The sequence below is a fragment of the Moorella glycerini genome (assembly GCF_009735625.1).
Lineage (GTDB): Bacteria > Bacillota > DSM-521 > Neomoorellales > Neomoorellaceae > Neomoorella > Neomoorella glycerini.
In genome coordinates, this window is record NZ_CP046244.1 from 2,301,802 (window position 1) to 2,315,405 (window position 13,604).

The window sequence follows — 13,604 nt, forward strand, 5'->3', positions numbered from 1 at the left end:
GTAATAAAAAGAGCCGGTTTAACAACCGGCTTTTTACTACTTTGCCAGGGAAGGCCGCGGCACAGTAAAACTACCGGAGCGGAGTCTTTCCAGAAAATGGTTAAAGCGCTTGCGGATATTTAAATTCAGGGCCCAGAGGATGGCGGCATGCTTTTTGGCCAGCCCCAGGCGGCGGGAGATGGAACCCAGGGAGTAAAATTCCTGCCAGGCCCAGTTAAAGCCTTCCTGCAGGGTTTTAGCGCTCATGTTTTTAGGCTCAAAGACCACCCTGCTGATGGTATACTCGCTCCAGTCGTTGCTGGTGATCCGGCCTTCGCGCTCCAGGGCCTCCCGCAGGGGCGTTCCGGGGAAGGGGGTCAGGATGCCAAACTGGGCTGCCTCCAGGCGGTTGTCCTGGGCAAATTTGACGGTCCGTTCAAAGACGCTTTCGTCGTCTTCGTCCAGGCCAAAAACAAAGGCACCCTCAATGGCAATACCGTGGTCGTGGATCTTTTTGATGGCCTCCCGGTATTCTTCCACCCGGTTGACGGCTTTACCTACGGCCTTGAGGTTACCAGGGTACAGGGATTCAAAGCCGATAAAGAGCCCGATGCAGCCGCTGGCTGCGGCCAGCTGCAGCAGTTCTTCGTCCCGGGCGATATTCAGCGAACCCTGGCTGAACCATTTTATTTTCTTAGGCAACCGGGCCAGTTCGCTAAAAAGGCGGCGGGCATAGCCGGGATGGCCGACGATATTATCATCGATAAAGGCGATTACTTCGCCTTCCAGCCCGGCGACTTCGCGGATTACCTCCTCCACCGGCCGGAAGCGGAAGCTTTTGCCGAAGAACTGGCTGACGGTGCAGAAGGAGCAGGCAAAGGGGCAGCCGCGGGTCGTCTGGACGGTATCAGGTACCAGGTAGCGGCCGCGAAGTAAAAGGTCCCGTCGCGGATTGACCATCTGTTCCAGGGAAGGGCGTTCATGCTGGCGGTAAAAGGGCTGCAGCTTGCCGTCTTCCAGGTCGGCGAGGAGCCGTTGCCAGGAGCCTTCGGCTTCGCCGATGACTACCGCGTCGGCATGGCCGCCGGCCTCTTCCGGCAGGGCCGAAGGGTGCATGCCGCCCAGGACTACCCTGGTACCCTTTTTCCGGAAGGCGTCGGCAATTTCATAGGCCCGGGGAGCCAGAGCCGTCATGGCGGAAATACCGACCAGATCGTACTTTGCATCGCAGTCAAGATCGGTTAAACTTTCATCCAGGATAGTCACCTCGTGCTGGGGTGGCGTCAGGGCCGCCAGGGTGATTAAATTCAGGGGCGGGAAAATGGACTTTTCCTTTTCACTCTCCCAGAGGGGGTCATGCCAGGCCGGGGCGATTAAAGCGATTTTCATCTTATTTACCTCCAGCAAAGGTTTTTAGCAATAATATGGCCATGACGGGAAAGATTCATGTATATTGTTCTCTTCTTGGTGTCGAATTCCTGCATTAATGGAAGGGATGGGTAAAGTTGTGGCTTTTGGGTATTGATCTCGGTGGTACAACTATCAAGGCCGGGCTGGTGGATATAAAAGGACAGCTCCAGGTAAAGGGGCAGGTACCAACCGGCGCAACTGAGGGCGCAGGGGCAGTTCTGGAGCGCATCGCAGCCCTGGCCGGTGACCTTGCCCGCCGGCAGGGGCTAACAAGGCAGGATATAAAGGCGGCAGGTATCGGTATACCCGGCTCGGTGGAGGTGGAAAAAGGGCTGGTCCGCCTGGCCCCCAACCTGTTCTGGCGCGATTTTTCTCTCCGGGCCGAACTAGCTGCCCGGTTAAATTTACCGGTAGCCGTTGACAATGATGCCCACGTGGCTGCCCTGGGGGAGATGTGGCAGGGAGCCGGGAAGGGTTTTAATGCCTTGCTCATGGTGACCATCGGTACCGGCATCGGTTCGGGGTTAATTATTGACGGGCACATCCAGCGCGGCGTCTTTGGGTACGGCGCCGAGATGGGGCACGTTAAAATGGTGCGCGAAGGCCCCCAATGTCACTGTGGTGGCCGGGGCTGCCTGGAAACCCTGGCTTCAGCCACGGCCATGGTGCGGCGGTTCCGGGAATACCTGGCTGCCGGCCAGCCGTCCCGGTTGCAGGACAGCCCCGACCTGGGAGCCAGGGAAATCTTAACGGCTGCCGCCGGCGGAGACGAACTCGCCAGCCGGGTTGTAGACTTTGCTGCCAGTTACCTGGGGATGGCCCTGGCCAATGCCGTCTTATTAGCGGGGCCGGAAGCCATCATTATCGGCGGCGGTCCGGCCCAGGCGGGGGAGGTAATTTTAGCTCCCATTCGTAAATACCTGGCTGAATACCTGGGAGCCTGGCAGATTAAACCCTTACCGGTCCTGGCGGCCAGGCTGGGCAATGAGGCCGGGATTATTGGCGCCGCGCGCCTGGCCCTGGAGCTACTGGAACATTGAGAACCCTTAAAGCTTGCCCTGGCCAATTTGGGCCGGGGTATTTTGTATACAGCATTCTTATATTGCTGGTCAAAAATTTAATGTGCCCAGGGAGGATTTTGTTTCTTCGTGTAGAATTAAATAGCAATGGTAAGACCACAGACGTCAGAATAGAGGCGGGAGTATATCAATTGAAGGAATACGGTAAGGGTAAAGTACAGGTGGAGATGGGGGCTAAGGCTTATATGTCTTTTTCTGGATTAAAAGGCATACAATTTTTAGTAATTACAGGCAGGAGGTAATCTAGTATATGCAGGCTAGGGAATTATTTCACATAGTTGCAGCTGATTAAAGTCCATCAGGGGGTGAGAGGAAAGGGGAAGCGGAGTTTTAGGGTAGGCTAAATTACAAAAAATTTCAGGGGAGGAATGGTTATGCGCAGGAAAGTTTGGTACCTGGTAGCCTGGTTAACTTTACTAACCGCCGGCACCTTTTTACTGGTAACGGGGTGCGGCAAGTCCCAGTCCCAGAAGGCTGAAGACAAGTATCCGGAAAAACAGATTACCTACCTGATTACCTTTGATCCCGGCGGCCAGTCGGACCGCGAGGCGCGGCGGCAGCAGCCCCTCCTGGAGAAGATCCTGGGCCAGAAGGTTATAATTGATTACAAAGTCGGCGGCGGTGGCGCCGTGGGCTGGAGCGAGCTGGCGCGCTCCAAACCAGACGGTTATACTATTGCCGGTTTTAACCTGCCCCATATTATCCTCCAGCCCATGCAGCAGGCCACGGGTTACAAGACCGAGCAGATTGTACCGGTAGCCCTGTTCCAGTCGACCCCCCTGGGCCTGGCTGTTTTAAAGGACAGTCCCTATAAGACCCTGGAGGATTTCCTCAATGCAGCCAAACAAAAACCCGGGGAGATTTCCATCGGCGGCTCCGGGACCTTCTCCGGCCACCAGATGGGAACCTTGAGGCTGGAAAAACTGACGGGGACCAAGTTTAAATACGTACCCTTTACCGGTTCCGCTCCCCAGATGACGGCCTTCCTGGGCGGCCATGTCGACGCGGTCTTTGCTAATTCCGATGATCTGGTAAAACAGAAGGATAAGATCCGCATCCTGGCCTTTGCTGGTAAAGAACGCTTCGAAGCCTTCCCTGATGCCCCGACTTTTAAAGAAAAGGGCATTGACTTAGTCGAAGCCATTGACCGGGGCGTAGCGGTACCACCGGGGACACCGGACAATATAATCAAAAAACTGGAAGCAGCCTTCCTGGAGATTGCTAAAAACCCCGATATCCAGGCCCAGATGAAAAAAGAAGGTTTTGTTCCTATTGCCATGGGCCATGACGAATGCAAGGCCTATATCGAAAAGATGACGGGTATCTATAAAGAAATTGCTGCCGGACTTAAAAATTAGTCTGGCGGGAGACAGGTGAGATGCTTATGCGTACGCAACGGGCGGCCGACATGGTCAGCGGCGCCTTGCTGGCAGGCCTGGGATTGTTATCCCTGGTTGCTTCGCTGAATATCGCCGGGGTTACGGGGGAGCACCTGCACCCCCGTACCCTGCCTTATCTTTTAAGCCTGGTTATATTCGTAACCGGCCTGGCCTTACTTTTAAGCGGCTGGCGTTACCGGGGAGAAGCAAAGATTATTGACTGGCCGGGCCGGGAGGGCTGGAAGCGGATTTTAATTTCCCTGGCCAGCATAGTGGTCTACCTGCTTTTGCTGGAGCCCCTGGGCTTTACGTTAAGTAGCTTTTTATTGCTGGTTTTTTTGACCTGGTACCTGGGGCGGTATCATATTATCTTTATTATCCTCCTGGGACTGGCTACAGCTGTAGTTATTTATTTCCTGTTTATACAGTTTTTGGGCTTAACCTTTCCGGTGGGTCCCCTGGGCTGGTAGGAGGCGAACACAATGTCTTTTTCGTGGAGTTATTTGCTGCACGGGTTTTACCTGGCTTTTACCCCCTTGAACCTTCTTTATGCGTTGATAGGCAGCGTGGTAGGCACCCTGGTGGGGGTACTGCCGGGTATAGGGCCGACTTCAGCTATAGCTATCCTTTTGCCCTTGACGACGGTCTTACCGCCCATTCCGGCCATCATTATGATGGCGGCCATTTATTACGGAGCCATGTACGGCGGTTCAACGACGGCTATTGTCGTTAATATTCCCGGAGAAGCCTCTTCGGTGCCAACGGCCATGGACGGCTACCAGCTGGCCCGGCAGGGCCGGGGCGGGCCGGCCTTAGGTGTTGCGGCTATATCTTCCTTTGTGGCCGGGACCTTAAGCCTGGTGGGATTGACCTTCTTTGCCCCTCTCCTGGCCAATGTGGCCCTGGCCTTTGGGCCACCGGAGTATTTCGCCCTGATGTTTATGGCCCTGAGCCTGGTAATCAGCCTTTCGGGGCGGGCTTTGCTAAAGGGGCTCATTGCTACGGCCCTGGGCCTGCTGGTGGCCATGATTGGCCTGGACCCCCTGACGGGGGAAGCCCGCCTGACCTTTGGCACGGTTTCTCTTATGGCGGGTGTTAACTTCATCAGCGTCATCATCGGCCTCTTTGCCATAGGGGAAGTCCTGGTTAATGTGGAACGGGCGGTAGCCTCGATTTATGAAAATAAAATTCGTGACTGGCTACCGACAAAGGAAGACTTAAAACAGAGCTGGGGCGCCATGTTGCGCTCTTCGGTAATCGGCTTTTTCCTGGGGCTCTTGCCGGGATGCAGCCCGGCGGTAACTACCTTTATCGCTTATGATGCCGAAAAGAAGGTTTCCAAACGACCTCACCTCTTCGGCCATGGCGCCATAGAGGGGGTGGCGGCGGCGGAAGGGGCCAATAATGCTACCTGCAGCGGCGGTTTTGTACCTTTATTCTCCTTTGGTATCCCTTCCGGGCCGGCCCTGGCCGTCCTCCTGGGCGGGTTTATGATGTATGGCTTGCAGCCAGGCCCCATGCTCTTTAAGGAAAATCCGGACCTGGTGTGGGCGGTCATCGCCAGCATGTACCTGGGCAATGTCATCCTGCTGGTTTTAAACCTGCCCCTGGTGGGGTTGTGGGCGCGGATAGCCCTCATTCCCTTTCCCATTTTAGGACCCATGATTATCCTGTTCTCGGTTATCGGTGCCTACAGCGTCCGTTTCCTGATGTTTGACGTTTGGGTGGCCCTTATATTTGGCGTCCTGGGTTATTTAATGCGCAAACTTGGTTTTCCTTTGGCACCCATGGTGCTGGCCACCGTCCTGGCCCAGATGCTGGAGACTTCCTTAAAGCAGTCCCTGGTGCTTTCCAATGGTTCGCCCCTGATTTTCTTCACCAGGCCCATTGCAGCTGTCTTTATGCTCCTGGCCGTGGTCATGATTGCCTGGGGCCTGTGGCTGCAGTTCAGCGGCCGTGGTGCTGAACTGGCGGCAGACGATAGCGATTAAAAAGAATGGGAAATAGTCAACACTAACATTAAATCCCTATTATTAGTCTGGTGCCTAATTGATCAAGGGAAGCCTTACTACGGGCTTCCCTGATTGTTAACCGGGCTTAAGAAGACTGCACCCGTAATGGCTTCCAAGAAGGGGGTTCTAAATTGGCTAAAGTGAAAGTCCCTTACGGAGAAGGATACCAGACCGGCGAACTGCCGGCTGGTCTTAGGGTACACGAAGTAGCCCCCCGGGAGGTGGCCGGGGTAACCGGTGCTGAGGCTGAGGTCCGTCGGGCCCTGGAAAATCCCATTGGCAACCGGGGAGTAGAAGAGTTGCGCGGCGCCCAAAAAGTAGTTATTGTCGTCAGCGACCTGACCCGACCGGTGCCCAATGCCGTCATTTTAACGGTCCTGCTGGAAAAACTGAACGCCATCGGTATCAGCGATGAGCAGATTACCATCCTGGTAGGCGCCGGCCTGCACCGGCCGGCGCCGCCGGAAGAATTCCCCCTGATTGTTGGTCCTGAAGTGGCGGCCAGGATCAAGGTGATTAGCCATGACGCCTATGCCCCGGGGGTCCTGCAGCAGGTAGGTGTTTCCTCCCGGGGGACGCCCATCTGGCTCAACCGCCACTACCTGGAGGCCGACGGCCGCATCCTCACAGGCATGATTGATCCCCACCAGATCGTCGGGTACAGCGCCGGCGCCAAGTCCCTGGTCATCGGCTGCGGGGGGGAAGCTACCATCCGCGCCAACCATGCCCACCTGGTGGAACCGGAAGCTGTCCTGGGGCGGGTGGAGGGCAACCCGGCCCGCGAAGACATTGATGAAATCGGCGGCCGGGTTGGGATCGACCTGGTCGTTAACGTGGTTTTGAACAATCATAAAGAAATTGTCCGCGCTGTGGCCGGCCATTACCTGGAGGCCCACCGGGCCGGGGTGGCCGTGGCCCGTGAGGTCAGCGAGGTACCGGTTCCTGAAGTAGCCGACCTGGCCATTGTTTCTCCCGGCGGCTTTCCCAAGGATATCAACCTCTACCAGGCCCAGAAGGGCCTCTATCACGCCACACCGGTAGTAAAAGAGGGAGGGATAATCATCCTCTGCGCCGAGTGCCGGGAAGGAGCCGGGGAAGATCGCTTTATTGCCGGCATGCGAGCCGGTAACACGCCGGCAACAGTAATGGAATCCTTCCGCAGCCGGGAATTCCAGATGGGGTTCCATAAAGCCTTTCTCTGGTGCCGCTCCCTGGTCCATGCCCGGGTAATTCTGGTCAGCAGCGGGGTAGACGACGAACTGGCCCGGGTAATGATGGTCCGCAAAGCACCGGACCTCCAGGCGGCCATTGACCTGGCCCTGCAGGAACTGCCAGGAGCCAGGGTGGCTGCCGTGCTGCCCAAGGCCAATTCGACGATACCGGTGCTTTAATTATAGGTGGGAAGTGAGAATTGAGTAAAACCCGGAGGGTTGGAGATAAACTGATGATTGAAGTATGGGTAAACGGTAAACAACTCCAGGTTGATAGAGGTACTACTGTCACCGGCCTGCTGGCCCGGGAAGGCCTGCTGACTCCCATTGCTACCGTAGCGGTCAACGATAAGCTGTTACCGCGGCAGGATTGGGATTACCGCCTCCGGGAGGGCGACAGGGTGGAGGTTATTAGTTTAATGGAGGGCGGTTAGAGAAGCCCCATGGGGGCTAACGCCCCCGCCTAGCGAATGATGAAAATTTGCCCGGTCGTTAGGGCGGGGATATGTCCCGGAGCCTATGAGGCGTGGAGCGAAGGTCAAAAGGACAAGCGAGGTGAGGCAACCGCTGCCGGCGCCGAGGACGCCTGAGCGTACCTTTGAGAGGGAACGATGTAATCTCATAGAAAGAGTAAAGTTGGCGGAACCAGGAGCCTGTTCATGGGCAATCCGCAGGCGACGAGCAGCGGTCCGAACCGAGCCGTAGTCCTGTCGGCGCGTAACTCCTGAGCGGCGAAGGGACATATCCCCGCCAGAAGGTACCATTACTGGCAGAACCCTATTTTCGGAGGTAGGAGGAAAAGGCCGCCCGGCGGCGAATTAACCCGGGAGCACCTTTTGCGAAAAGGAGAATCTACATGCCTTTACCTGGTAACTTCTGGGCGGCCGGCATAGGCAGCCTTCCCCATCAGGAACCCGGGCCGGCCCTGGACCTCATCTTTAAGCATATGCCCCTGGTACCCCACTGGCCCCAGTTACCCCGGCGGGGGCACCAGGAGCATTTCGTTTACCAGAGCTTATCCCCCCTGGTGCGCCTGGGATTGATTAAAGACCAGCCGGGGGAAATGCCGGTATTTACCGATGCCAACCCGGAGTGGGCCGATAACCTGACGGCCTTTTACAGCCTTTACCTGGAGGCCGAGGCTGGCAGCGAAGAAGCCCTGGCGGCCTTTGCCATTCCCCGGGAAGCCGGCACCGGTTTTTATGCCCTGGTGGCATACCTGGCAAAAGATGGTCCGGGTAGAGCCCGGTTTCTCAAGGGTCAGGTAGCCGGCCCCCTTACCGCCGGCCTTTATTTAAGCAGCAGCTCCGGGCGCAGCGCCTTTTATGACCCCCAGCTAAGGGATCTCATCGTTAAGACAACGGCCATGCAGGCCTGCTGGCAGGTGCGGGAGCTGGGACGTTTCGGGCTGCCGGTGCTGTTATTTGTCGATGACCCGGCCCTGGCCGCGTACGGTACTTCCACCCACGTAGCGCTGCAGCGGGATGACCTGGTGGCTGCCCTGGCCGGTGTGGTGGAGGGGATCAGGGCCGGGGGTGGCCTGCCCGGGGCCCACTCCTGCAGCGGGGTGGAATGGCCCGTCTTTTTTGAGGCCGGCTACCAGATTTTAAGTTTTGACGCTTACAATTACTTTACCTCCCTGCAGGTTTTTGCTCCCGACGTGGCCGCCTTCCTGGACCGGGACGGTGTGCTGGCCTGGGGGATTGTACCTACCTATGAGCAGGCCTGGCAGGAAACGGCAGCCAGCCTGGCTGCCAGGCTGCAGGGTGAAATTGAGGAGCTGGCCCGGCGGGGTGTGGACCGGGAGCGCCTTTACCGCCAGGCCCTGGTGACCCCGGCCTGCGGCACCGGCGTCCTGGCCGCAGACCTGGCGGAACACATCTACAAGTTAACATCCGGCGTGGCAGAACTTATGGCCTGATGGTTCCCTGAGGGCTATGGAGCCACTAAAAGAAAGCTTTCTCCCGAAAAACAGCGAAAATATGTTCTATAGTAGAAAAAACTCTCCATTTTGGAGGGTTTTTTCTTTTTTTGCAGCAGGAATTTTTATCCTGGCGGCGAATATTATGTGGTGTAAAGTGGGGCATAGTGGCATGAAGTGGTAAGAAAGTGGGATACAGGCCCATGTTCATGGGGGAGTACCAGCATACCATTGATGACAAAGGACGGCTGATTATCCCGGCCCGGTTTCGTGAGGAACTGGGAGAAAAGTTTGTTATCACCAAGGGCCTGGATAACTGTCTTTTTGTCTACCCCATGAGCGGCTGGGCGGAAATGGAACAGAAATTGCGCAGCCTGCCCTTTACGCGGGCCGATGCCCGGGCCTTTGTCCGTTTTTTCTTTTCCGGGGCCACGGAATGTGAGCTGGACCGCCAGGGGAGAATACTGCTGCCGGGGAATTTACGGGAATACGCCCGCCTGGAAAAAGAAGTGGTCATTGTGGGCGTTTCCACGCGGGTAGAAATCTGGAGCCGCACCCTTTGGGAGCAGTACTGCCAGGAAACGGCGGCCCAGTACGAGTTCCTGGCGGAGAAGATCGTCGACTTCGATATTTAGGAGCCTTTTATGGGGCGCCAACGTCCCACTTCCCATATCTTTTTCAGGGGTGGCAGCCTTGCCCTATGCTCACCGGCCGGTGTTGCTGGCTGAAGTTTTACACTTCCTTGAGCCGCAGCCCGGGGAGATCTTTGTTGACGCCACCGTTGGCGGCGGTGGTCACAGCGCCGCCATTTTACCCCGCCTGCTTCCCGGCGGGCGCTTAATCGGCCTGGACCGCGATGCCGAGGCCATTAACGCTGCCAGGGAGAGCCTGGCGCCCTTTGGGGCAGCCGTAGAACTGATCCTGGCCAATTTCAAGGACCTGGTCCGAGTTTTACAAAGCAGGGGGTTCAGGGCCGTCGACGGCCTCCTTTTTGACCTGGGGGTATCCTCCTATCAACTGGACAACCCGGAGCGCGGTTTCAGCTACCAGGCTGAAGCCCCCCTGGATATGCGCATGGGCCGGGAGCAGGAATTAACGGCGGCGACAATCGTCAATACCTGGCCTGAAAGTAAGCTGGCCCAAATCATCTGGGAGTACGGTGAAGAGCGCTGGGCCAGGCGTATAGCCGCCTTTATCGCAGCCGCCCGGCAAAAAGCACCCATTACCACTACCACCCAGCTGGTAGACATTATCAAGGCAGCAATCCCGGCCGGGGCGAGGAGGTCCGGACATCATCCCGCCAAACGGACCTTCCAAGCCCTCCGGATTGCCATAAATGGCGAATTAGATGCCCTCCAGGCGGCCATGGAACAGCTGGAGCAGGTTTTAAATCCAGGCGGCCGGGTGGGAGTTATATCCTTTCATTCCCTGGAAGACAGGATTGTGAAAAGAACCTTCCAGCGTCTAAGCGGCCAGTGCACCTGCCCGCCGGGATTGCCGGTTTGTATCTGCGGCAGGAGGCGGGTTTTAGAACCGGTTACGCGCAAACCGGTAACCCCGGCGGCGACAGAAATCGCCGCCAATCCCCGGGCCCGCAGCGCGAAGCTCCGGGTAGCCCGGAGGGTTCTAAAGGAAAAGGATGGTGAATAAGCTATGTTAGCAGCACCACCACAGGAACTTGCCTATGAAACAAACCTGGTACATAAGCAGTTAGCGGGAAGAAAAACGCCCCGGCCGCGTGCGCAAAACAGGGCCAGGCAGAAAGTGGTGTTGCTGGGCCTGGTTTTGCTGGCCATTGGCATCGCCTTTGGTAAAACTTACCTGGCTGTCCAGCTGGTAATAAAAGGATATGAACTGGATGCCTTAAAACAAGAAATAAATACTATGCAAAGGGAAAATGAAAGGCTACAATTAGAGGTGGCCCGCTTAAAGGCGCCGGAGAGGATAGCTGCCGTGGCTACCACCCGCCTGGGGATGGTGGAACCCCGGGCCGGCCAGCTTTATTATGTGCCGGGGAAGGCCGGGCAGGGTCAGCAGCTGCAGGTGGCAACAGGAGAACCAGCCGGGAAAGGGGTTGAGACAACAGCGCCTGTGCAGCAGTCCTGGCTGGCAGCCCTTTCCCGGGCCCTGCAAAACTGGTTGGACCCGGTACGTTTAGCCAGGGTCAACAGTTAGTTTGCCCGGGGCCAGCACTAACCTATGCCGTTGTTAGTACTGGCCGGGGCTACCGGCGGGCCGCCGGCGAGGGGCGAAGGGCATGCAAACCAGTATCAACGTACGTAAGCGTTTAGCTTTTGTTTTTTTTATTTTGGCACTGGGCCTGATAACGATTTTATTGCGATTGGCATGGTTGCAGTTTGTCCGGGGTGGGGAACTACAACAAAAAGCCCTGGAAAACCGCCTCAATGTCATGCCGGTAGCGGCCCAGCGGGGGGTTATTTACGACCGGAACCGGCATGAACTGGCCATTAGTATAGCCACCGACTATATTGGGGCCTTTCCCCCGGAAATAAAAGATTCGGGTAAGGCTGAAAAAATAGCGGCCCAATTAGGGGCCATCCTGAATATACCTGCGGATAAGATTTTAGAAAAAATAACCCGCAACACTGGTTTTGAATTTGTTGACCGTCAGGTGGAATTTGATAAAGCCCAAAAAATTAAAGACTTGAAATTACCGGGGATTGAAGTGGTACCTGAAAACCGGCGCTATTACCCCAATGGGCTCCTGGCGGCCCATGTGCTGGGGTTTGCCGGCATCGACAACCAGGGCCTGGAAGGCCTCGAGGCCATGTATGATAAGGAACTGGCCGGGGAGCCGGGCAGAATTGTCCTGGAATTTGATGCCCTGGGCCATGAAATCCCCCGGGCCACCCACCGTTATATACCGCCGCAGAACGGCCACAGCCTTGTTCTTACTATTGACCAGACCATCCAATATATTGCCGAGCGCGAACTTGACAAAATCATGGCCAGCCCTACCAGCCCCCGCAAGGCCAATATTATTGTCATGGACCCTAAAACCGGGGAAATCCTGGCTATGGCCAGCCGGCCGGCCTTTGACCCGAATAATTTTAGTAAATACCCCAATAACCTCTGGGGCAACCCCCTGGTCCGGGATGCCTATGAGCCGGGGTCGGCCTTTAAAATTATCACCGCCGCGGCAGCCCTGGAGGAAGGGGTCGTCAAGCCGGGTGACCGCTTTTACGATCCTGGCTATATCAAAATAGGGCCGGATACCATTAACTGCTGGCTGCCCGGGGGGCACGGCAGCGAGTCCTTTACAGAAGGGGTAAAAAACTCCTGCAACCCGGTCTTTGTCCAGGTAGCCCTGCGACTGGAAGAGAAGAAAGCCGGTCTTTTTTATGATTACATCAAGGCCTTTGGTTTCGGGGAACCAACAGGTATTGACTTAACCGGCGAAGGGACGGGATTATTGATCCCCGAAAATGAACTGAAGCCCATTAACATTGCCACCATTGGTATCGGCCAGGGTATTGCCGTCACTCCCATCCAATTAATTACGGCTGTAGCGGCGGTAGCCAACGGCGGCCAGTTGATCCGCCCCCACCTGGTTAAGGAAATCCTGGATAATAAGGGTAAAGTGATCAAAAAGTTCGAGCCCGAAGTGGTACGCCGGGTCATCTCGCCGGCAACGGCCAGGATGCTTGGCGAAATGTTAGAAGGTGTCGTCAGTGAAGGAACCGGGCGTAATGCCTATATCCCCGGCTACCGGGTGGGCGGTAAAACGGGGACGGCCCAGAAAGCCGGGCCCGGCGGGTACATGGAAGGAAAATACGTGGCCTCCTTTATCGGTATTGCGCCGGTAAATGATCCCCGCCTGGTGGCCCTGGTAACCATTGATGAGCCCAAAGGATATCCTTATTATGGTGGAACGGTGGCCGCCCCCATTTTCCAGCGGGTGGTGACCGATGCCCTCCATTACCTCAAAGTACCGCCCCAGTATGATAGCCAGCAGAAGGACCAGGAAAAGCCCCCGGCACCGGTTACCGTACCCAATGTCGTCGGCCGTGACCTGGCTGCGGCCCGGGCTGAACTGGAGAAAGCCGGCCTGGCCGTCCGGGTGGAAGGTAGCGGCGGACAAGTGATTGCCCAGGTGCCCAAAGGAGGAGCTGTCGTCCCGGCGGGCACCCATGTGATCCTGTACCTGCAGGGCGATCCCGGCAAGCCCCGGGTGCCGGATGTTGCCGGGCTGCGGGTTAGCGAGGCGGCGGAAATCCTCGAGGTCTATGGCCTGGGCCTGGTACCGGAAGGGACCGGCCAGGCGGCCGGGCAGGATCCTGCCCCGGGAACGGTGGTCTCCCCGGGCACGAAAGTAAAGGTCAAGTTCATTGAACCATCCCTGGAAGTACTGGGGCCGTAGCATAATAGCCCGGCGCTAGAAGCGCCGGGTTCATCATTACAAGGTTAAATTACCAGCAGATGGTAAGAATATAGCTAAACCACTCAGGCCAGGTAGCGCCACATCAGGCTAAACTTGTGACCGCTTCGCGAGGACAAAGGTAGCGAAGCAGACAATGCTACCTGTGACAAAGTTTTTTCGAGGAGGAGCCTTCCATGGCGGTGAGCCGCCACCAGCGAGGGCATGAAAATGC

Annotated in this window: 12 protein-coding genes; 11 read left to right on the forward strand and 1 reads right to left on the reverse strand. The window is 56.6% G+C overall.

Features of this window, described 5'->3' with window-relative positions; translation table 11 throughout:
• Positions 1-36 precede the first annotated feature (36 nt).
• Positions 37-1,368, reverse strand: a complete 1,332-nt coding sequence (locus MGLY_RS11435; protein ID WP_156273956.1) for a B12-binding domain-containing radical SAM protein — start codon at positions 1,366-1,368, stop codon at positions 37-39.
• A 116-nt stretch (positions 1,369-1,484) separates the two neighbouring features.
• Here MGLY_RS11435 and MGLY_RS11440 point away from each other — a divergent pair, with 116 nt between their 5' ends.
• From MGLY_RS11440 to MGLY_RS11495, 11 genes are all read left to right on the forward strand, one after another.
• On the forward strand, positions 1,485-2,429 hold the full coding sequence (locus MGLY_RS11440; RefSeq protein WP_156273958.1) for an ROK family protein: 945 nt from the start codon (positions 1,485-1,487) through the stop codon (positions 2,427-2,429).
• 413 nt (positions 2,430-2,842) lie between these two features.
• Complete coding sequence (locus MGLY_RS11450; RefSeq protein ID WP_156273962.1) at positions 2,843-3,826, forward strand: tripartite tricarboxylate transporter substrate binding protein; 984 nt, start codon at positions 2,843-2,845, stop codon at positions 3,824-3,826.
• Positions 3,827-3,846: 20 nt separating this feature from the next.
• Positions 3,847-4,317 (forward strand): tripartite tricarboxylate transporter TctB family protein, encoded by a 471-nt coding sequence (locus tag MGLY_RS11455; protein WP_156273964.1) that lies wholly within the window; start codon positions 3,847-3,849, stop codon positions 4,315-4,317.
• 12 nt (positions 4,318-4,329) lie between these two features.
• A complete protein-coding gene (locus MGLY_RS11460; protein WP_156273966.1) occupies positions 4,330-5,838 on the forward strand; it encodes a tripartite tricarboxylate transporter permease in 1,509 nt (502 codons plus the stop codon).
• Positions 5,839-5,999: 161 nt separating this feature from the next.
• Complete coding sequence (gene larAH5 / locus MGLY_RS11465; protein ID WP_246187490.1) at positions 6,000-7,250, forward strand: nickel-dependent malate racemase, LarAH5 family; 1,251 nt, start codon at positions 6,000-6,002, stop codon at positions 7,248-7,250.
• 53 nt (positions 7,251-7,303) lie between these two features.
• Positions 7,304-7,504: a sulfur carrier protein ThiS gene (thiS, locus tag MGLY_RS11470; RefSeq protein ID WP_156273970.1), complete on the forward strand. Its 201-nt coding sequence runs from the start codon at positions 7,304-7,306 to the stop codon at positions 7,502-7,504.
• A 422-nt stretch (positions 7,505-7,926) separates the two neighbouring features.
• Positions 7,927-8,991, forward strand: a complete 1,065-nt coding sequence (locus MGLY_RS11475; protein WP_156273972.1) for a uroporphyrinogen decarboxylase/cobalamine-independent methonine synthase family protein — start codon at positions 7,927-7,929, stop codon at positions 8,989-8,991.
• Between the two features lie 203 nt (positions 8,992-9,194).
• The gene (gene mraZ, locus MGLY_RS11480; protein WP_156273974.1) at positions 9,195-9,626 is read left to right on the forward strand and encodes a division/cell wall cluster transcriptional repressor MraZ; all 432 of its coding nucleotides are present in this window, start codon (positions 9,195-9,197) and stop codon (positions 9,624-9,626) included.
• A gap of 58 nt (positions 9,627-9,684) precedes the next feature.
• A complete protein-coding gene (rsmH, locus tag MGLY_RS11485) occupies positions 9,685-10,641 on the forward strand; it encodes a 16S rRNA (cytosine(1402)-N(4))-methyltransferase RsmH (protein ID WP_156273976.1) in 957 nt (318 codons plus the stop codon).
• A gap of 3 nt (positions 10,642-10,644) precedes the next feature.
• Positions 10,645-11,166: a cell division protein FtsL gene (gene ftsL, locus MGLY_RS11490; RefSeq protein ID WP_156273978.1), complete on the forward strand. Its 522-nt coding sequence runs from the start codon at positions 10,645-10,647 to the stop codon at positions 11,164-11,166.
• A gap of 82 nt (positions 11,167-11,248) precedes the next feature.
• The gene (locus MGLY_RS11495) at positions 11,249-13,372 is read left to right on the forward strand and encodes a stage V sporulation protein D (RefSeq protein WP_156273980.1); all 2,124 of its coding nucleotides are present in this window, start codon (positions 11,249-11,251) and stop codon (positions 13,370-13,372) included.
• The last annotated feature ends 232 nt before the right edge of the window (positions 13,373-13,604 follow it).